Origin of the sequence: Streptosporangium sp. NPDC006013 (genome assembly GCF_040614275.1) — a bacterium.
In the GTDB taxonomy this organism is placed as follows: domain Bacteria; phylum Actinomycetota; class Actinomycetes; order Streptosporangiales; family Streptosporangiaceae; genus Streptosporangium.
In genome coordinates this window covers 1-19448 of sequence record NZ_JBEXUE010000160.1, presented here as the reverse complement: position 1 = coordinate 19448, position 19448 = coordinate 1, and the positions used below count along the sequence as shown (strand labels likewise).

Annotated in this window: 19 protein-coding genes; 14 read left to right on the top strand and 5 right to left on the bottom strand. The window is 69.4% G+C overall.

Annotated elements, in window-relative coordinates:
• The first annotated feature begins 405 nt into the window (after positions 1-405).
• Together ABZ260_RS23825 and ABZ260_RS23820 are read left to right on the top strand one after the other, a co-directional pair.
• Positions 406-2739: a sodium-translocating pyrophosphatase gene (locus ABZ260_RS23825; RefSeq protein ID WP_355621483.1), complete on the top strand. Its 2334-nt coding sequence runs from the start codon at positions 406-408 to the stop codon at positions 2737-2739.
• A gap of 181 nt (positions 2740-2920) precedes the next feature.
• The gene (locus tag ABZ260_RS23820; protein ID WP_355621480.1) at positions 2921-3397 is read left to right on the top strand and encodes a histidine phosphatase family protein; all 477 of its coding nucleotides are present in this window, start codon (positions 2921-2923) and stop codon (positions 3395-3397) included.
• Positions 3398-3930: 533 nt separating this feature from the next.
• Here the strand turns inward: ABZ260_RS23820 and ABZ260_RS23815 are convergent.
• Positions 3931-4107 (bottom strand): type II toxin-antitoxin system prevent-host-death family antitoxin, encoded by a 177-nt coding sequence (locus ABZ260_RS23815; RefSeq protein ID WP_355621477.1) that lies wholly within the window; start codon positions 4105-4107, stop codon positions 3931-3933.
• Between the two features lie 43 nt (positions 4108-4150).
• On the opposite strand from ABZ260_RS23815, the gene ABZ260_RS23810 reads away from it, so the two are divergent.
• The gene (locus ABZ260_RS23810; RefSeq protein WP_355621474.1) at positions 4151-5395 is read left to right on the top strand and encodes a transposase; all 1245 of its coding nucleotides are present in this window, start codon (positions 4151-4153) and stop codon (positions 5393-5395) included.
• Positions 5396-5665: 270 nt separating this feature from the next.
• On the opposite strand, the gene serB is transcribed toward ABZ260_RS23810, so the two are convergent.
• The 3 genes from serB to ABZ260_RS23795 all read right to left on the bottom strand — a co-directional run bounded on the left by serB (position 5666) and on the right by ABZ260_RS23795 (position 9131).
• On the bottom strand, positions 5666-6886 hold the full coding sequence (gene serB / locus ABZ260_RS23805) for a phosphoserine phosphatase SerB (RefSeq protein ID WP_355621471.1): 1221 nt from the start codon (positions 6884-6886) through the stop codon (positions 5666-5668).
• A 76-nt stretch (positions 6887-6962) separates the two neighbouring features.
• The gene (locus tag ABZ260_RS23800) at positions 6963-7739 is read right to left on the bottom strand and encodes an IclR family transcriptional regulator (RefSeq protein ID WP_355621468.1); all 777 of its coding nucleotides are present in this window, start codon (positions 7737-7739) and stop codon (positions 6963-6965) included.
• Between the two features lie 99 nt (positions 7740-7838).
• On the bottom strand, positions 7839-9131 hold the full coding sequence (locus ABZ260_RS23795) for a hypothetical protein (protein WP_355621465.1): 1293 nt from the start codon (positions 9129-9131) through the stop codon (positions 7839-7841).
• 98 nt (positions 9132-9229) lie between these two features.
• Here ABZ260_RS23795 and fdxA point away from each other — a divergent pair, with 98 nt between their 5' ends.
• The 7 genes from fdxA (at position 9230) to ABZ260_RS23760 (ending at position 14938) form a co-directional block, all read left to right on the top strand.
• Positions 9230-9547: a ferredoxin gene (gene fdxA / locus ABZ260_RS23790; protein ID WP_350930253.1), complete on the top strand. Its 318-nt coding sequence runs from the start codon at positions 9230-9232 to the stop codon at positions 9545-9547.
• A complete protein-coding gene (locus tag ABZ260_RS23785) occupies positions 9544-10521 on the top strand; it encodes an NAD(P)/FAD-dependent oxidoreductase (protein ID WP_355621462.1) in 978 nt (325 codons plus the stop codon). Before fdxA ends, ABZ260_RS23785 begins: the two co-directional genes overlap by 4 nt.
• Positions 10522-10575: 54 nt before the next feature.
• Positions 10576-11352 carry an IclR family transcriptional regulator gene (locus ABZ260_RS23780; protein ID WP_355621459.1) on the top strand — a complete coding sequence of 259 codons (777 nt, stop codon included), beginning with the start codon at positions 10576-10578 and terminating at the stop codon, positions 11350-11352.
• Positions 11353-11771: 419 nt separating this feature from the next.
• Entirely contained in the window at positions 11772-12578 is an 807-nt protein-coding gene (locus tag ABZ260_RS23775; protein ID WP_355621456.1) for a fumarylacetoacetate hydrolase family protein, read from the top strand.
• 49 nt (positions 12579-12627) lie between these two features.
• The gene (locus ABZ260_RS23770) at positions 12628-13785 is read left to right on the top strand and encodes a hypothetical protein (protein ID WP_355621453.1); all 1158 of its coding nucleotides are present in this window, start codon (positions 12628-12630) and stop codon (positions 13783-13785) included.
• The gene (locus ABZ260_RS23765; protein WP_355621450.1) at positions 13782-14555 is read left to right on the top strand and encodes an aldolase/citrate lyase family protein; all 774 of its coding nucleotides are present in this window, start codon (positions 13782-13784) and stop codon (positions 14553-14555) included. The genes ABZ260_RS23770 and ABZ260_RS23765 overlap by 4 nt, the downstream gene beginning before the upstream one ends.
• A gap of 11 nt (positions 14556-14566) precedes the next feature.
• Positions 14567-14938 (top strand): cupin domain-containing protein, encoded by a 372-nt coding sequence (locus ABZ260_RS23760; RefSeq protein WP_343961829.1) that lies wholly within the window; start codon positions 14567-14569, stop codon positions 14936-14938.
• Between the two features lie 20 nt (positions 14939-14958).
• On the opposite strand, the gene ABZ260_RS23755 is transcribed toward ABZ260_RS23760, so the two are convergent.
• A complete protein-coding gene (locus tag ABZ260_RS23755; protein ID WP_355621447.1) occupies positions 14959-16062 on the bottom strand; it encodes an acetamidase/formamidase family protein in 1104 nt (367 codons plus the stop codon).
• A 197-nt stretch (positions 16063-16259) separates the two neighbouring features.
• Between ABZ260_RS23755 and ABZ260_RS23750 the strand changes: the two genes are divergently transcribed.
• From ABZ260_RS23750 to ABZ260_RS23735, 4 genes are all read left to right on the top strand, one after another.
• The gene (locus ABZ260_RS23750; protein WP_355621444.1) at positions 16260-17585 is read left to right on the top strand and encodes an aromatic ring-hydroxylating dioxygenase subunit alpha; all 1326 of its coding nucleotides are present in this window, start codon (positions 16260-16262) and stop codon (positions 17583-17585) included.
• 19 nt (positions 17586-17604) lie between these two features.
• Positions 17605-18123 (top strand): aromatic-ring-hydroxylating dioxygenase subunit beta, encoded by a 519-nt coding sequence (locus tag ABZ260_RS23745; RefSeq protein ID WP_355621441.1) that lies wholly within the window; start codon positions 17605-17607, stop codon positions 18121-18123.
• Positions 18123-18416: a Dabb family protein gene (locus tag ABZ260_RS23740; protein WP_355621438.1), complete on the top strand. Its 294-nt coding sequence runs from the start codon at positions 18123-18125 to the stop codon at positions 18414-18416. Before ABZ260_RS23745 ends, ABZ260_RS23740 begins: the two co-directional genes overlap by 1 nt.
• A 79-nt stretch (positions 18417-18495) precedes the next feature.
• Positions 18496-19383 carry a VOC family protein gene (locus ABZ260_RS23735; protein WP_355550605.1) on the top strand — a complete coding sequence of 296 codons (888 nt, stop codon included), beginning with the start codon at positions 18496-18498 and terminating at the stop codon, positions 19381-19383.
• Positions 19384-19448: the final 65 nt, after the last annotated feature.

Below are 19448 nucleotides of genomic sequence, written 5' to 3'. Positions count from 1 at the left end.
GGGCGTGTCCATCTGGACACGCCCGGCTGTTCGTCGTGCGGAACCCAGTTTTGGACAAAACATAACCACGATTTTTCCCACCCGAAATTGGGTGGAAACAGATGCTGGTGGGGTAGGTGTGACAGGCGAAATGCCGTTATAAGCAGGCCGGTCGGTAAAAGGTGCTGGACTCGGCGTCAATTGTCCGCAGGCAGAGGCTTCATATCCGCGTCCTCGCTGCGTAGACTCCCGGGACCGGCCAAGGTTTATCCTTCGGAGCGGCCCGCACGCGAGCCGTCCTCCGTGGGGGTCTGCAACTGGAAGCGGCACTGCCAACCATCCCGGATGTGCGCCGCTCCGCTCGTCTAACCACTTCGGCAGCGCACTCCGGGCAGGACGTGTTCCCGTCTTGCCAAGGAGAGTCGGATGTCTGTGCTCCATCTCGCCGCTGTCGAAGAGCCAGCGGTATCCCTGAGTGGTTACCACTTCAACATCGTGATCGTGGTCGCCGTCGTGGCACTGCTCGCACTCGCCGTCGCCGGCACACTGGTGCGGGAAGTGCTGGCCGCCGGCCAAGGCACCGAGCGTATGCAAAACATCGCGCGAGCCGTCCAGGAAGGGGCTTCGGCGTATCTTACCCGGCAGTTCCGGACGCTCGCGCTGTTCGTCATCCTGATCCCGTTCCTGCTGTACCTCCTCCCGGCGGAGACGACCGGTGTGCGGATCGGCAGATCGGCTTTCTTCGTCGTCGGCGCGTTGTTCTCCGCGCTGACCGGATTCATCGGCATGTGGCTGGCGGTCCGCGGCAACGTCCGCGTCGCCGCCGCCGCCCGCGAGTCGGGTGAGAAGATCGCGATGCGGATCGCCTTCCGCACCGGCGGCGTGGCCGGAATGATCACCGTTGGCCTCGGCCTTCTCGGCGCGGCCGTGGTGGTGATCACCTACGGGGGCAGCGCCCCGGCCGTGCTGGAGGGCTTCGGCTTCGGTGCCGCGCTGCTCGCGATGTTCATGCGAGTCGGCGGCGGCATCTTCACCAAGGCCGCCGACGTCGGCGCCGACCTGGTCGGCAAGGTCGAGCAGGGCATTCCCGAGGACGATCCGCGCAACGCCGCCACCATCGCCGACAACGTGGGCGACAACGTGGGCGACTGCGCGGGCATGGCCGCCGACCTGTTCGAGTCCTACGCGGTCATGCTCGTCGCCAGCCTGATCCTGGGCAAGGTGGCCTTCGGCGTCGAGGGACTGGTGTTCCCGATGATCGTGCCGATGATCGGTGTGATCACGGCGATCATCGGCATCTTCGTCACCGCCCCGCGCGCCGGCGACCGCAACGCGATGGCCGCGATCAACCGGGGCTTCTTCATCTCGGCGGCCATCTCGGCCGTCCTCGTCGCGGTCGCGGCCTACCTCTACCTGCCGGCCAGCTTCTCCGGGCTGACCGGGGTGAGCCCGGAGATCGCCGCGATCACCTCCGACCCGCGCCTGATCGCTATCGGGGCGGTGCTCATCGGCCTGGTGCTGGCAAGCGTCATCCAGATCCTCACCGGTTACTTCACCGAGACGAACCGCCGTCCGGTGCGGGACATCGGCGAGAGCTCCCGCACCGGTCCCGCCACGGTCATCCTGTCCGGCATCAGCGTCGGCCTGGAGTCGGCCGTCTACTCCGCGCTGGTCATCGGAGCCGCCGTCTACGGCGCGTTCCTGCTGGGCTTCGGCAACGTCACGGTCGCGCTGTTCGCCGTGGCGCTGGCGGGCACGGGCCTGCTGACCACGGTCGGCGTGATCGTGTCGATGGACACCTTCGGTCCTGTCTCCGACAACGCCCAGGGCATCGCCGAGATGTCCGGGGACGTCGAGGGCGAGGGCGCCCAGGTCCTCACCTCGCTGGACGCCGTCGGAAACACCACCAAGGCCATCACCAAGGGCATCGCGATCGCCACCGCCGTGCTCGCCGCGACCGCGCTGTTCGGCGCGTTCCGTACGGCGGTCGAGAGCGAGCTGGTCAAGGCGGGCGCGTCCGTCAAGGAGGCGCTGGGCTCCTTCAGCACGTTCAGCCTGAGCGTCGACTCCCCGAACGTGCTGGTCGGCCTGATCATCGGCGCCGCGGTGGTGTTCATGTTCTCCGGCCTCGCGATCATGGCGGTCGGCCGCGCGGCCGGTCGGGTGGTCTTCGAGGTACGCGAGCAGTTCCGCACCAAGCCGGGGATCATGGCCGGCACGGAGTTGCCCGACTACGGCAGGGTCGTGGACATCTGCACCCGCGACTCGCTGCGGGAGCTGGCCACGCCCGGCCTGCTGGCCGTGCTGACCCCGATCGCCGTCGGTTTCGCCCTCGGCTACGCGTCGCTCGGCGCGTTCCTGGCCGGTGCCATCGCGTGCGGCACGCTCATGGCGGTGTTCCTGGCCAACTCCGGCGGAGCCTGGGACAACGCCAAGAAGCTCGTCGAGGACGGTCACCACGGCGGCAAGGGCTCACAGGCCCACGAGGCCACCATCATCGGTGACACCGTCGGTGACCCGTTCAAGGACACCGCCGGACCGGCGATCAACCCGCTCCTCAAGGTGATGAACCTGGTGGCGTTGCTGATCGCCCCGGCCGTGGTGGCCTACGCGGACAGCCCGGCGCTGCGCATCGGCATCACGGTGCTCGCGGTGGGCGTCGTCATCGCCGCGGTGGTCATCTCCAAGCGTCGTTCGGCGGGCATCGCCCCGACGGAGGAGAACAACAGCGACCGCGAGCCGGAGCAGGTCTCCAGCTGAGCAATGTTTGACGAAGGGGTGCACGGGCCGCGTGCACCCCTTCTGCATGTGCGGACCGTCTCGGTGGGAAACTGGCCGATATGGAACAGCAGCCCTCCGGAGGCAGAACTCTCATCCTCATCCTGCTGGCGATGGCCGCGGTGTTCGCGGTGATCGTGGGCCTTGCCATGTGGGCTTCGAGATGACGGCGCGCACGCTCGTCGTGCTGCGTCACGCCAAGGCGGTCAGCGCCTCGGGTCTCGCCGATCGCGAGCGTCCCCTCAGCGCCGACGGCGAGCACGACGCCCGCAGGGTCGGTGAGGCCCTCGCCACGCGGGGCCTCCGCCCCGACCTGGTGATCTGCTCGCCGTCGGTGCGCACCCGGCAGACCGCGAACCTGGCCCTTCCCGGTGCGGACCTCCTTTTCGAACCGGCCGTCTACGAGGCCTACCCCGACGAGCTGCTGACGCTGATCCGGCGGAGTGATCCGCAGGTGCGCACGCTGGTCCTGGTCGGTCACAACCCCGGCGTCCACGAGCTGATCAGGCAGCTCACCGAGGAGGACGACGGCGACGCAGGGTTCCCGCCAGGGGCGTTCGCCGTCATCGAGGTGGACGGCGAGTGGGCGGAGCTCGACGCCGGTCGCGGGATCGCCAGATGGAGTCCCAAGAAGCCCTGAGGGCCAGGGCGTAACGAGGCGTAACGAGGCACGGGGGAGCTCCCGGGATCGGGGGTGGCATGCGCAGGCTCGTCGACATGCTGCGTGCCGACTTCCGGCTCTCCGGGCCTCCCGCCTGGACGTACGGCCTGCTGTGCATGCTGGTCGTCTGCCTCCCGCTGCTGCTCGGCGTTCTCCTCGGCCGTCTCGCGGAGGGCGCCTCGGTGGCTCTGGGCGGCTATCTGACGCTCTTCGGCGACGCCCCCGGGCAGCTGTACGGCGACCGGGTCAGAAGGTTGCTCACCACCACGGCCACCGTCACGCTCGGCTCCGGACTCGGCGCGCTCATCCACCCCCACCCGTGGCCGATCGCGGCAGTGGTGGTCGGCCTGGTCGCGGCGGCGGGCATCTACTGGCGGGCGCTGGGCATACCCGCGATCCTCTCCGTGACCTTGACCTACGGAATGCGGGCCAGTGCTCCGGCCTTCAGGCCGGGGGTGAAGGCCCGCGCGGGAGTGCCCGCCAGGGCGCGAGCGTGCCCTGAACCGGGCGGTTCAACCGGGCTGGTCATGCGTTTGTTCGGTGGCTTCCGCGATCGGCACGGGCACGACCGCCGCGATCCTGCGTCCTCGGTTCGTGATGTAGGTGATCCTGCCTCGTACGGCTGCCTCGTTCAGGACATCCGCGAACTGCCCCCGCGCGTCGGCGACGCTCATCTCTCCCGATTCCATGAACGTCACGGTACGCGGATGTACCTTCACGTACAGTTAGACTGTGCAGCTCAGGTACAACTTCCGCCTCTACCCGACCGCCGGTCAGCGCGAGTCACTGGCGCGGGCGTTCGGGTGCGCGCGGACGGTGTTCAACGACGGGTTGCGCGCACGCCGACAAGCACACGAGAACGGCTTGCCGTACATCTCGGACGCGGACCTGTCCAAGCGGGTCATCACCCACGCCAAGGCGGCACCGGAGCGGGCGTGGCTGGGCGAGGTGTCCAGTGTGGTTCTTCAGCAGGCCCTGGCCGACCTGAACACCGCCTACCGCAACTTCTTCGCCTCCCTGTCGGGCAAACGCAAGGGCCGCAAGGTCGGCCTGCCCCGGTTCCGGTCGCGTAAGGATTCCCAGCAGGCGATCCGGTTCACCAAGAACGCCCGCTTCTCGATCACGGCGAGCGGGAAACTCCGCCTGCCGAAGATCGGCGACGTGGCGGTCCGCTGGTCACGCTCTCTACCCTCGGACCCCTCATCGGTGACGGTGATCAAGGACAGCACGGGCCGGTACTTCGCGTCACTCGTCGTGGAGGCGGGCGATGAGCCGCTGCCCGAGACGGCGGCCGAGGTCGGCATCGACCTGGGGCTCACACACTTCGCGATCCTGTCCAACGGCCAGAAGATCGCCAACCCGCGCATTCTGCGGCGCGCGGCCAAGAAGCTCCGCAGGGCAGAGAAAGCGCTGAGCCGCACCCAGAAGGGTTCGGCGAACCGCAAGAAGGCCAGGGTGAAGGTCGCCCAGGCACACGCCACGGTGGCCGACACGCGCCGCGACTGGGCACACAAGCTCTCCACCACGTTGATTCGCGAGAACCAAGCGATCTACGTGGAGGACCTTGCCACCTCCGGCCTGGCCCGCACCCGCCTGGCCAAGAGCGTGTACGACGCCGGATGGTCACAGTTCGTGACCATGCTGGAGTACAAGGCGAAACGGTACGGCCGCCGCTTCGCGAGGATCAACCGATGGTTCCCCTCCTCCAGGCTGTGCTCGGAGTGCGGCACCCGGCGAGACGGCATGCCGCTGGACGTGCGGGAATGGGCCTGCCGCTGCGGCGCCGTCCATGACCGCGACGTCAACGCCGCACGCAACATCCTGACCGAAGGCCGACGAACCGTCGCCGCTGGACGGAAACCCGCCGCTGAGATGCGGCGGGAGGCGGAGACGTTAAACGCCCGTGGAGGTGACGTAAGACCACCGCTCGCGGTGGCGGACGCCGACGAAGCAGGAAGCCTCAGAGGTGCCGCGTGAACGCGTGGCACGGGCTGGATCCCCGGCCTTCAGGCCGGGGAGCGCGTCAAGGGTACTGGATGATGCTCGCCACCCCGCTCTCGCTGATGCTGGCCCGAGGGGGCGGGCGACAGGATGACGGGTCTGCGGCGCAGCATCAGGCACGCCGCCGCCGCGTGGCCCGCCCTGCGGGGTCTCAGCGCCGAAGCCGTACGGCTGGCCTCCCTGACCGCCCCGAGGACCTGTTAGCCGCGATCGTCCGGGGGACGAAGGCGGCCAGGGCCAGTGTGTTCAGCGGTTGGTGTTGACGCCGTCCTCGGCGTCGGCGTCCTCCACCTCGGCGCGGGGGATGCCGAGCAGGTAGAGGATCGAGTCGAGGTAGGGCACGTTGACCGCGGTGTCCGCGGCGCGGCGGACCACCGGCTTGGCGTTGAACGCGATGCCGAGGCCGGCCGCCGCGATCATGTCCAGGTCGTTGGCGCCGTCGCCGATGGCGACGGTCTGGCTGATCGGGATGCCCGCCTCGCGGGCGAAGCGCTCCAGCGCCCGCGCCTTGCCGGGCCGGTCGACGATCTCCCCGACGACCCGCCCGGTGAGCACGCCGTCGACGACCTCCAGGGTGTTGGCCGCGGAGTAGTCGATCCCGAGGTCCTCCACGAGGGCATCGGTGAGCTGCGTGAACCCGCCGCTGACGATCGCGAACCGGTAGTCGAGCCGCTTGAGCGTCCGTACCAGCGTGCGGGCGCCGGGGGTCAGCACGAGCTCCTCGCGGACCTTCTCGAAGACCTCCTCGGAGAGGCCCTCCAGCAGTGCGACCCGGCGGCGCAGTGACTCGGCGAAGTCGAGCTCGCCGCGCATCGCCTCCTCGGTGACCCTGGCGACCTCCTCCAGGCAGCCGGCGTGCGCCGCCAGCAGCTCGATCACCTCGGCCTGGATGAGCGTCGAGTCGACGTCCATCACGATCAGCCGCTTGGCCCTGCGGTGCAGGCCGGTCCGCTGCACGGCGACGTCCACCTGCTGGGCGTGCGCCTCGATGGCCAGCTCGGCCCGCAGGGTGTCGGGGTCGGCGCCGGACAGGGAGAGCTCGATGCAGGTCACCGGGTAGCTGGACAGGCGCTCGATCCGGTCGATGTTGGCGCCGGCCGCGGCGATCCGCCCCGAGATGCCCGCCATGGCGGCGGGCTGCAGCGGTGCGCCGAGCACGGTGACGTTGAGCCGTCCCCTGCGCCGCTTCTCCTTCGGGTCGGAGCCGGTGGACATCTCCACGTGCAGACCGAGATCCTCGGCGGTCCGCTCGACGGTGGTCCAGAGGGCACCGATGGTGCCGCCGGTGCCGGTCGGTGTGTCGCCCGCGTAGGAGACGAGGACGCCGAGAGTGAGCCGGCCGCGGATGACGACCTGCTCCACGTCGGCGACGACGACGGGGAATCCGGCCAGAACAGAGAAGAGGCGTGAGGTCACGCCTGGGCGGTCCGGACCGGTCAACGTGATCAGAAGCGTGCGCTGGTTCATCGGGTCCTACGCTACTTGGCTCCGGTTTCGACCGTGAATGCGGTTCGCCATCCGGACACCTGGAGTTCACGGAACGTCAGTGACCAGGGGAATTCTGCTCCCTGCCCAGCTCGGCCGTCACCTCGGCCGCGGTCTGCCGCAGGGCTTCGGCGAGCGGGGAGTGGGTGCCCGCGGGAACCGAGGAGGTGGTGCCGACGATGGCCATCGCGGCCAGCAGAACCGGGCCGCGGAACACGGGGGAGGCGATACTGCGCACGCCGTTGACGGAGGGGGTGTTGGCCGAGATGTTGTCCTCGCGGATCTTCACGAGCTCCTGGCGCAGCTCGGGGGAGGCGGTCAGCTGCGCTTCGAGGCCGGGAACGTCCTCCGGGGGGAGGAAGGCGCAGAAGACCCGGCCCTGGGCGGACTCGGTCCGCGAGAGGCGGGAGCCCATCCGGACGCTGACCCTTATGGTGCGGTCGGTGTTGTCGTCGACGCGGACGACGACGGCGGTGTCACCGTCCCAGACGCTCAGCACGACGGTCTCGTCGATCTCCCTGACGAGCCGCTGCATGTACGGCCCGGCGATGCCGATCACGGGCATGCCGACGCGGGCGGCGGCGGAGAGAGTGAGGATCTGCGGTCCCAGGGAGTACAGCGCCTCGCGCTCGTCGTAGCGGAGCAGGTTGCTCTCGCGCAGGGCCTTGGTGTACCGGTGCGCGGTGGCCTTGCTGGTGCCCAGGCTGGCGGTGAGCTGGTTGAGCGTCAGGTGCGGGCGGCTCACCGTGAACGCGCTGAGGATCATCGCGGCCCGCTGGACGGTCTGGATCGCCGGGGTTCTGTTCTCGCCGGCGACACCTTTCAGGCTAGGCACTGGGTCGTCACCCATGTTGGTTCCCTCGCGTTATGTATGGAAGCTCGGCGCCGAGAGTATATTTTGCATTGCGAGACAGCATCCTGCCATCCAGAACATTCAATGTCGATGGCCCTGTTCCTCGACATCGCCGAGCGCGTGCCTGACGGCGATCCCGGCGTACAGCCGCGCGAAGCGCACCAGCGTCCGCGGATCGAAGACATCCCGCCGGGGATCGGCCGGGTCGGATCCGGCCGCCGGGCCGACCCTGGCGGTCGGGACCCCGTGGCCGCGCAGCACCACTCCGTCCGTCGAGCCCTTCCAGCCGGAGATGGCGGGCGGGGGTTCGCCGTGCTCGTCGTGCCAGGCGGCGATCGCGTGGCGGATCACCGGGGCGTCGGGTGAGGTCACCCCGGCGGGATGGACCAGCCGCGCGTCCACGCTCACCCGGCAGCCGTCCAGTGGCCCGCCGGGGATTTCGGCCCGCATCCTGGCGAGTACGGTCCGGGCGATCTCGTCGGGGTCGTCGCCGGGGACGGTGACCAGGTAGAGGTGGAGCTCCACGACGCCCGGCAGCAGGTCGGGCTTCTCCAGGAGCCCTCCCCGTACCGCGCCGATGCCGGCCTCGGCGGCGAGCTGGCGGCCGGCGCTCGCCCTGGCCGCCACGTGCTCGGTGCGCCACGACTCCAGGATCGCGGTGGCGGTGCCAAGGTTGGCGAGGAGCCCGCCGCCCGCGTCCCTGGCCAGCACCGGCCGGTAGGGGCCGCCCAGCCGTACGCGCAGGAAGATCGCTCCAGGCTCCTCGTGCAGGACGCCGCGCGGGCCGCACTTGGCGACCACCGCGGCCGAGGGCAGCGGGTGCGACCGGAGATGCTCGTCGATGCCCGCAGGCCCGGCGGGGGCGAACGGCGACGAGTGCGTGCCGCCCGAGGCCAGGAGCAGGGAGAGGCGGTGTGGCAGGCCGTGGTGCCGCAGGGCCGTGGCCGCGGCCACGTATCCCGCCAGCGCCGCGGCGGCGGGTGCGCGGGCGACGCCGAGGCCGAAACCCGCCAGCAGGCCGGACGCCGGATCCACGGAGAGCGGCGCGGGCGGTTCGTCGATCCCGGTGGCCCACCGGTCGTGTTCGACGTCACCGGACAGGGAGGTGTCCAGGTGGGAGTAGAGGAGCAGTTCGGGCCCCGAGCCGCCGGCGGTGGACGTCAGGTTCGCCCCCTCGTCCCCGACCGCCTGGATGTTCCAGGGCAGCTCGGGCCAGCGGCTCCGGGTCCACGCCGCCAGCCGGGTCGCGGTCGCGCGCTCCCGGCCCCGGGGGCTGGGGCCGGCGGCCATCACCCGGATCGCCTCGACGATCGGCCCGCTGGAGATCGCCGCGCCCGTGGCATGTCGCAGATGTCGCAGGGCATCGCTCTTCATGCTCACATGTTAACTCCATGCAAGACGCCATCTCGTATATTGACAATGCTTGCGGCTGAATCCTACTGTTCCCCCACGTTGCCGACGAGGGAGGACTGATGGTCTACGTCGTGACCGACGCGTGTGTGGACGTGCAGGACAGATCGTGTGTCGAGGAGTGCCCGGTCGACTGCATCTATGAGGGCGACCGGATGATGTACATCCATCCGGATGAGTGCGTCGACTGTGGCCGGTGCGAACCCGCCTGCCCGGTGATGTCGATCTTCCATCAGGAGGACCTCCCGGCGGAGGCGACCAGGTTCGCCGAGATCAACGCCGAGTTCTTCGCCGATCTGGGCTCTCCCGGCGGGGCCAGGAAGGTCGGCCGTACCGGCAGCGACCATCCCGCCGCGGTGCCTCCCGGCGGTGGGGCGTGACGGCGTACGACGTCGATCTGGTGATCGTCGGCGCGGGTCCCTCGGGGCTGTACGGCGCCTACTACGCGGGCTTTCGCGGCATGTCCGTCGCCGTGATCGACTCGCTGCCCGAGCCCGGCGGCCAGATCTCGGCGCTCTACCCGGAGAAGGACATCTTCGACATCGCGGGGTTCCCCGCGGTGAAGGGGCAGCGGCTGGTCGACGAGCTGATGACGCAGGCGGCTCAGGCCGATCCGCTCTTCCTGCTCGGGGAGAGCGCCTGCGAACTGCTGCACGACGAGGAGGGCGTGGAGGTCGTCACCGACGCGGGTACCCGGGTGCGCGCCAAGGCCATGCTCCTCACCGGGGGCATCGGCACCTTCACCCCTCGGGAGCTGCCCGTGGGCGAGGAGTACCTGGGCCGGGGGTTGCGCTACTTCGTCCGCAGGCTGGACGAGGTGGCCGGCCACGACGTCGTGGTGGTCGGCGGCGGAGACTCCGCGGTGGACTGGGCACTCGCCCTGGAACCGCTGGCGCGCTCGGTGACGCTCGTGCACCGCAGGCCCATCTTCCGCGCGCACGAGCGCAGCGTGGCGACGCTGCACGCGTCGTCGGTACGGGTGCTGACGCCGTACGAGGTCGCCGAGATCGGCGGCGACCCCCTTCTCGGTGAGGTCGTCGTCGAGAAGGTCAAGGAGGGCGACCGCGTCACGCTGCCGGCCCAGACCGTGGTGGCGGCGCTCGGTTTCATAGCCGACCTCGGGCCTGTCCAGAAGTGGGGCCTTGAGCTGCGTAAACGGCACGTCCTCGTCGACCGGTCGATGAGGACGAACCTGCCCAGGGTGTTCGCCGCCGGGGACATCAGCGACTATGACGGCAAGGTCCGGCTGATCTCCGTCGGGTTCGGCGAGGCCGCCGCGGCGGTCAACAACCTGGCGCCGCTGGTGAATCCCGCCCTCGGTACCACGCCCGGTCATTCTTCCGATGCGGCCTGAGTTCGACAGTCGGTAGAGTCCGGTCCAACGGATGGTCTGTGCGGAGGAGTCGGCATGGCGGATCAGGCGCACCCCGGCGACGTCGACGTGGCCGACGAGGTGCCCGCCATCCAGACGGTGCGGCGCGCCGCGCTGATCCTGAGTGGTTTCACCATCGAGCGTCCCTGGCTGAGCCTCAATGAGATCACCACGCGCCTGGGGGTCAGCAAGCCCACCGCCCACCGGTACGCCAGGGCGTTGCGGGCGGCCAACCTGCTCCGCTACGACCCGCGTAGCGCGTTGTACTCGCTCGGTCCCCAGCTGCTCGGGCTGGAGGCCGCCGCGCGGGCCGGGCTGCCCATCGCCGCGGCCGCCGCTCCCCACCTCGAACTGCTCATGCGCGAGATCAACCAGACGGTCGTGCTCAGCGTCTGGAACGGTGAGTGCCCGGTGGTGGTCAGCTGCGTGGACAACACCCTCGGTGACATCCGGCTGAGCGTCCGTACCGGCTCGCAGCTTGACGTCACCCGCTCGGCCCAGGGCCGGATCTTCTGCGCCTACCTGCCCGTGGGAGAGGTACCCGGGCTCGCGCGGCGGCTGCGGGCCTCCGCGGAGCTGCGTGAACTCCTCAAGGAGGTCCGGCGGACCGGGCTCGCGATCAACTCTCCGGTGGATCACGGGGTGCGCGTGCTCGCGGCGCCGATCTTCGAGGGTGACCAGGTGGTCGCCTCGATGGCGGTCCTCGGCACGGTGGCCTCCCTCGCGGGCGACCTGGAGACGCAGGCCGCCACCGTGCTGCTGGGGGTGGCGCGCGAGCTGTCGCGCGAGCTGGGCGGCACCACGCCCGTCTGAGTGCGGGCCAACGGGCTCGGCAGCGGAAGTCACGGCGCGGCGGCGTGTCCCGTCGGCGTGCGTTCTCGCTGATCAGACATTCTTTCCGGAAATCGCAGATGATCTCCCGCAGCGCTCAAGCACGCCTGCGATGTGACGCAATGCGAGATGTGATTCCGCATCTTGACACGTGCCAAGCGTTCCTCGTACGTTCATGAAGCCCGGTTGACCTGGCACGGCGGTGGGGAACCCCGCCACTGGGGCGGCCGCCCGCCGATGCCCCAAGAAAAACCACCCCCCTGAGCCCTCGCCGTCTCCCCCGGACCGGCGGCGAGAGGAGTAGGAGCAAGCATGGGTACGCGACGCGCAGGGGCCGTCATGGCTTTCGCGACAGTCCTCCTCGCCACCGCCTGCGGCGGCTCGCTCTCCGGGGAGGAGGCATGAACCTGATCGCCACGCCGCAGGGCCTGGCGCGCCTTGACGGTGACGGCGCCGTCCTGCTGGACCTGCCCTTCGCCGATGTGGCGGAGCTGCTCGCGGCGGGTGAGGGCTTCGCCCCCGCGCACGCCGCGCGGGAGCGGGGCCGGATCGAGCCGGAGGAGCTCCTGGCCCCGCTGGGCGGCACCGGGGCCATCTGGGGTGTGGGGCTGAACTACCTGTCGAAGGCACGGCTGACCGGGCGGGCCGTCCCCTCGGAACCCATCCTCTTCCTCCGGTCGCCCTCGGCGGTGTCCGCGCCGGGAGCGGAGGTGACGCTGCCGCAGGACCGTTCCAGCCAGGTGGACTACGAGGGCGAGGTCGCCTTCGTGATCGGGCGGCCGATGCACCGCACCCCGCCCGGTGAGGTGTGGAGGCACATCGCCGGCATCACGGCGGCCAACGACATGACCGCGCGTGACGTCATGGTCGCCACCGCGACCCCCACCCTGGCCAAGAGCTTCCCCGGCTTCGGCGCGCTCGGTGCCTCGGTGCTCGAACTCTCGGCGGTCGACGACCCGGAGAAGATCACTGTCAGGACCAGCGTGAACGGAACGGTCCGGCAGGACTCCAGCACGGCGGAACTGATCTTCGCCGTGCCCGAGCTGATCTCCAGGATCTCCCACTTCGCCGCGCTGCGACCCGGCGACGTCGTGCTGACCGGTACCCCGGCGGGCACGGGCCAGGACCGCGGGGTCTTCCTGCGTCCCGGTGACGAGGTGGAGGTGTCCGTCGCCGGCGTGCTGCCGCTGCGCACCCGGTACCGCTGAGTTCCCCCTTCCCAGAGCCTTCGCAGTCCCCTGAGATGAGAGATATGAGATGACCGAGATTTCGTACGACCTTGTTCTGTCCGGCGGCACCGTCTTCGACCCCGTGGCGGGCACTCACGCGGTCACCGACGTGGCCGTGACCGACGGCCGCGTCGCGCGCATCGCGCCCTCGCTCGCCGCGCAGGCCGGGGAGGTCGTCGACTGCGCGGGCAAGTGGGTCATGCCGGGCCTGGTCGAGGGGCACACCCATGTCTTCGAGAACGTCTCGAAGGTGGGGGCGCCGCCGGACGAGGCCCATCTGCGCCGGGGAGTGGTCGCCGCCGCCGACGCCGGTACGGTCGGCGCCTCGACCTTCGCCGCCTTCCGCGAATTCGTGGTCCGGCCCGCCGAGATGCGCCTGGTCAACTTCCTCAACGTCTCGGTGCTCGGGCTGATCGACTTCCGTTTCGGCGAGCTGCTCAACCCGGACACGCTGGTCGCCGAGGACGCGCTGGCCGTGGCGCGGGACAACCCGGACGTGGTCCGCGGCTTCAAGATCCGTCTCTCCGAGGACGTGGTCGGCTCGGCCTGGCGCTCGCTGCTCAAGAGCTCCCTCGCGTTGGCCGCGGACGCGGGTCTGCCCCTCATGGTCCACATCGGGGAGACCGAGGAGCCGCTGCCCGAGGTCCTGGGGATGCTCCGCCCGGGGGACATCGTCGCGCACTGCTACACCGGCAAGCCGCACGGCATCCTCGACGACGACAAGGTCATTCCCGCGGTGCTCGACGCGCGGGCTCGTGGGGTCCTCTTCGACAGCGCCCACGGCAAGAGCAATCTCAGCTTCGAGGTCGCCAGGAAGGCGATCGCCGAGGGCTTCCTGCCCGACCTGCTCACCTCCGACACCAGCGCCAGGAACTGGCGCGGGCCGGTCTTCGACCTGATCACCAGCGCCGCCAAGCTGCGGGCGCTCGGCATGACCATGGACGAGATCGTGCCGCGGATGACCATCGCCCCCGCCCGGCGGCTCGGCCTGGACACCGAGGGGTACGGCACCCTCGTCGAGGGCGGTCCCGCCCACGTCACGGTGCTGGAGGACACCGAGGAGACGACCCTGCCCGACGCGTCGGGCAACTCGATCGTGGCACCCAGGCTGGAGCCGGCCCTCGTCCTGCACGGCGGGCAGCGGGTGGAGACGACGCCCTGGCGCGGCCTGGGCACCGGCCGGTGACGCCGGTCGTCGAGGCGAGACGGAGGCTGCGGACCGCGCTGGCCGGTGGAGGCCGGGTCGTCGGCACGTTCGTCAAGCTGCCCACCGTCGACTCCGTGGATCTCGCCCGGCAGGCCGGGTTCGACTTCGTCGTCGTCGACCTGGAGCACTCCTCGCTGTCGGCGGAGACGGTGATCTCCCTGGTGCGGCATGCCGCCGCGACGGGCATCCCGGCCCTGGTCCGGGTGCCCGTCGTGGATCCGCCGCTGATCAACAGGGTGCTGGAGGCGGGCGCGGCGGGAGTGCAGCTCTCGACGCTGCCCGCCGCCGCCGAGAGCGCCGCCCTGGTCGCCGCGGCCCGCTACGCCCCGCACGGGCGGCGGAGCATCAGCCTCTCCCACCCGACCGCCGGCTTCGGCGCCGTGGACCTGGCGGCGTATCTGGCGGCGGAGGCGGCGGAGCCGCCGCTGCTCGTCGGGCAGATCGAGACCGCCACCACCTGTGACCCGCTGCCGGAGCTGCTGGACGGCCTGGACGTGGCCTTCGTCGGCACCACCGACCTGGCCGTCAGCCTGGGCCTCCCCGGTGCGGAGGTGCTGCTCGCGCGGGTGGGGGAGATCATCGACGCGGCCCGTTCCGCCGGGGTGGCATCGGGCGGCTGGCTCGCCCGTGCGGACGCCGAGCTGGCCGCCGGGAGCGGCCTCGGCGCCGCGCGTTACCTCATCGTCGGCTCGGACCTGCAACTCCTCGGTTCGGCCCTGCGCGAGGTGATGGACAAGTGGGATCAATGAAAGGAATGCCCGTGTTCAACCAGCGGCTGTACGCCACCGCCGTCAACTGGGACGACATCCCCGCGACCGAGATCCGGCCGGGTGTCCGGCGCAAGGTGTACTCCACTGACGAGACCATGCTCGCCTGGCACGAACTGGCCGTCGGCATGACGCTCAACCCGCACAAGCACGACGACTTCGATCAGCTCGTACTGATCCTGCAGGGCAGGTGCAACTACTACGTCGACGGCGTGCCGCACGAGATGTCCGCGGGTTCGATGATGCTGGTCCCCCGGGGGGCCGAGCACTACGTCGAGCCCACCGAGGGGCCGTGCGTCAACGTCGACGTGTTCAGTCCCCCGCGGGCGGACTTCGGCGACTCCGTCTGGCTGCCCGGGAGCTAGCATCCCGGGCGGCCCGGTGGTCACAGCCCGAAGTCGGCCTTCCTGATCAGGCAGTGCACCCCCTTGACCTGGTCGACGACCTGGCTGACCTCGAAGTCGGCCGCCGCGCTGAGGTAGGCGAGCGCCCTTGAGCGTTCCATGCCCTGGGTGAGTTCGAGGAACGTCACGGCTGCCCGTACGGCACGCCGCATGGCCTCGTTGAGGTCTGTGTGCAGGCCGACGGGGAGCCAGTGGGTCGAGGTCTCGGCGAACGGCTCACCGAGCGTGCCAAGGAGCGTGCCGGCCTCCTTGGCGGGGATCACCGACAGGCGCAGTGTGGCACGCAGCGGTGCCTCAAGCGCGGTCAGGGCGACCTCGCCGTCGCCCTGGGCGTAGTGCGGGTCGCCCGCGTAGAACCCGGCACCCGGGACCTGTACCGGCAGGTAGAGGCTGGATCCGACCCGCAGCTCGTTGATGTCGAGGTTCCCGCCGAAGGAGCCGGGCGGCACCGAGTGGACCTGGTCGCCGGTGTCGACCGCCACCCCCATCAGGCCCAGGAACGGCGCGAGCGGGAAGCGCGCCGCCCGCCCCTCGCCGAACGGGATGACGCCGTGCAGGCGCCCGGCCTCCTCGACCACCTCGGTGAAGACGCAGACGCTGTTGTACTCCCGCGCGCCGTCCGCGAGCGGGCCGGTGTCGGCGGCGGTCTCGGGGAACTCCCCGGGGAGCGCGCCGTAGCCGTGCCTGCTGCTGATGAACCCGTACGGCGCCCGGATCAGCAGGCTGAGCACGTCCACCTTGAGCACGTCGCCGGGTTGGGCCCCGGCGACGGAGATCGGCCCCGTCACCACGTGCGGGCCGTCGTTGTCGTAGTCGTGGGCGACGTCGGAGGCGGCCAGGTCGCGTGCGTCGGTGAGCACCTGGTCGGCGCCGACGCCGAACCCGGCGAGGTAGGAGACCGGGTCACGACCCTGGTCCTCCAGGATTCCCTCGTGACTGAGAGTATCGATGGTGACGGTGTCGCCGGACTCGACGCGGAGTACGTGCTGGTGGTCGCGATTGGGCAACAGGCCCCAGAGGCTGGTGTCCGGGCTGGTGGGGAGGTAGTGGGAACCATCGATGCGGCCGGTCTTCGGCTGGAGCATTGTCCCTCCACGGGGGATACGTCGCTGTCACCGGCTGAGAAAACTCGACAAGTGTTGCGTCGCCGTTAACGGGGAGTAACCGAAGATTTCGGTGCGAAGACTGGCACTTGACACCGGGATGGCGTGGTAGCAGCATCACATAGCGAGATGGCATCTCGAATTCTCGTTCAAAGTCCGTAGGAAGGCCAGGCGCCGCGATGACGCAGCTGACACAGGGATATCCGATCTCCTCCCTCGTGAAGGAGGATGGGGAGGCGTTGTCGTTCAAGGTGCACAGGTCCGCCTACCGGTCAGAAGAGGTCTTCCAGGCGGAGATCTCCCGGATCTGGGGGCACACCTGGCTCTACCTCGGCCACGAGACGGAGATCCCCAAGCCGGGTGACTTCAAGACGAGGACTCTCGGCGGGCGTCCGCTGATCTTCTGCCGCGACTCCTCCGGCGAGGTCCAGGTCTTCCTCAACGCCTGCACCCACCGGGGCACCGTGCTCTGCCGGCACAGCGAGGGCAACACGAAGTTCTTCCAGTGCTTCTACCACGCATGGGTGTTCAGCAACTCGGGTGATCTCTCGGCGCTGCCCGGCGACGACGCGTACGCCGACGTGCCGGAGTTCCGCGAGGCGATGAAGCTGCGCTCGGTGCCCAGGATCCAGAGCCACGAGGGCTTCGTGTTCATCGCCTTCGACCCGGACGTGCCCGACCTGATGACCCACCTCGGCAAGGCCGCCCACTACATGTCGCTGACCGCGAAGATCGGTCCCGCGGGCATGGAGACCGTGCCCGGGGTGCAGCTGTACTCGGTCAAGGGCAACTGGAAGCTCGCGGTCGAGAACGCGATGGACGGCTACCACTTCGCGCCCACCCACAACACCTTCGTGGGCTACCTGCGCGAGACCGGCTTCGCCGTCACCGACGACGACCAGTACGCCTACGACCTCGGCGGCGGTCACGGACTGCTCATCCTGACCGGCCACAACGGGCGGATCGGCATGGTCTGGGAGCCGAGGTTCGGCGAGGCGGAGAAGGAGCGGACGGTCGCCAAGCGCCAGGAGATGGAGGACCGGCTCGGCCCCGAGCTGGCCAGGGAGGTCGCCGACGCCAGTCGTATCCTCTTCGTCTTCCCCAACCTGCTCCTGTTCGACCTGGAGGCGCTGACCATCCGCCAGGTCGATCCGGTCTCCGCCGGCCAGACCAGCGTGCGGGCCTGGCAGTTCGTCGAGGTGGACGAGCCCGCCGAGGTGCGGGCGCTGCGGATCAAGACGATGGTCAGCTTCGTCGGTCCCGGCGGCCTCGCGACGCCGGACGACATCGAGGCGTACGAGGCGGTGCAGCGCGGGATCGAGGCGACCGCGAACACGGCGGACCCCGCCTTCGACTGGAGTGACATGTCGCGCGGCATGGCCAACGAGAAAAAGGGCAACCAGGGCCGTTCCATCGACGAGGGCGCGATGCGCAGCTTCTGGCGTCACTGGGCCACCGTCGCGGGCCAGGACGTCGTGGGCCAGGACGTCGTGGGCCAGGACTGAGCGGGCCGGGACCGAGTCGATGGACGGTAAGAAGAGTAAGGAGAGCGCCGTGGGCGGCAGGACCATCACCCGGCACGAGGTGGAGGACTTCCTCTATCGCGAGGCGTCGCTGCTCGACGAGTGGCGCCTCGACGAGTGGTTCACCCTCTTCGAGGAGGGTGGGCGCATGGAGGTCGCCACCACCGACTGGAAGGGCTGGGACAGCTCCTCGGCCGGCTCCTTCATGTGCGACGACTACGATCTCATCAAGGCCAGGGTGAAGCGGCTCAAGAGCCGCAAGGCGCACGCGGAGAACCCGCACTCCAGGACCCATCGGATGATCTCCAATGTGATCATCCTGGAACAGGGCGACAAGACGGTCTGGGTGAGTGCCAACTTCATCATTCACCGCTACCGCGACGGCGGGACCTACAGCTACGTGGGCCGCTACGAGCATGTCCTGCTGATCGAGGACGAGGGACTCCGCTTCAGGTTCCGCAGGTCGATTCCCACCATGGAGGCCATGGACGCGGGCGCACGGCTGAGCTTCATCCTCTGATGATCAAGCACATGCTGGTCTTCCGCTTCAGGGAGGACGTGCCGGCCGAGACGGTGGCGGCGGTCCTGGCGGAGCTGGAGACGTTCCCGAGCAGGTATCCGGCCATGCGCGACTGGGCCTGCGGGCCCAACGTCAGCACCCGCGACACGAGCATGACGCACGGCTTCGTCGTCGGGTTCGACTCCGAGCAGGAACTGCTGGACTACCTGCACAGCTCCTCGCACGAGGAGTTCGTGCGGCTGCGCTGGCGGCCGGTGATCGAGCGGCAGGCCATCGTCAGCCTGCACTGCTGACCCCGCCGCGACGCCCGCGCCGACCGGCGCCACCCGACGAGCACGCCACGAAGAACCAAGAAGGAATGAGGAAGGCACCATGACAGCTGACGCCCGTCCCCGGGCACCGTACGGGATGGAGTACGCCCGGATCGCGGTGCCGGACATGGCAGAGACCATTGAGTTCCTCCAGTATCACGTGGGTCTCCAGCTCGAACAGCACGACGACGAGTACGCCTACCTGCGCGCCGACATCGAGCACCACTGTGTGGAACTGCTCCACGAGCCCGGCAGGGAGACGTCGCACACGGTCGCGATCGGCTTCAGCGTGGAGTCCGACGAGGTCCTCGACGACCTGAGGGAGAGGGTGCTCGCGGCGGGGCTGGAGGTGCTGCCCCTGCAGGACAGGATGAAGGGCCTGTGCCAGCGCGGCTTCGGCGTGAGCGACCCGAACGGGCTGATCGTGGAGCTGTTCACCGAGTTCCAGGAGTACGCCGAGGCGCCCGTCATCGAGCTGCGCCCGCTCGACCTCGTGCACCCCTTCATCGCCACCGACAAGTACGACGAGTCCCTGGCCTTCTATACCGGGGTGCTCGGCTTCATGGCCTCCGACTATGTCGGGGACGGCACCGTGTTCCTGCGGGCCGAGGACCGTTACCACCACAGCCTGGCCCTGCAGCGCAACAACGAGTACTACGTTGCCCACCTGTGCTTCATGATGAAGAGCCTCGACCACGTCATGCGCGGCAGGGCACGCGCCCTGTACAAGGGGGTGCCGATCGCCTCCGACATGGTCAACCACTCCGCGTCGACCTCGATCGCCTTCTACATGTTCGAACCCAAGCACGGGCCCAGGTACGAGCTGTGCGACGGCCACCGGGTCTTCACCCCCGAGGAGCACGAGACGCACCGGCCGCGCAGGATGGCCGTCGACCCGCGCAACATCGACGTCTGGCGCGCCGCCGCCGACGACTGGGGCCGTTTCTGAGCGGTGTCCCCGAACGGAGAAGGCGTAAGAACTAGTAATGCGGGCATAAAACGTATCAGGTTTCT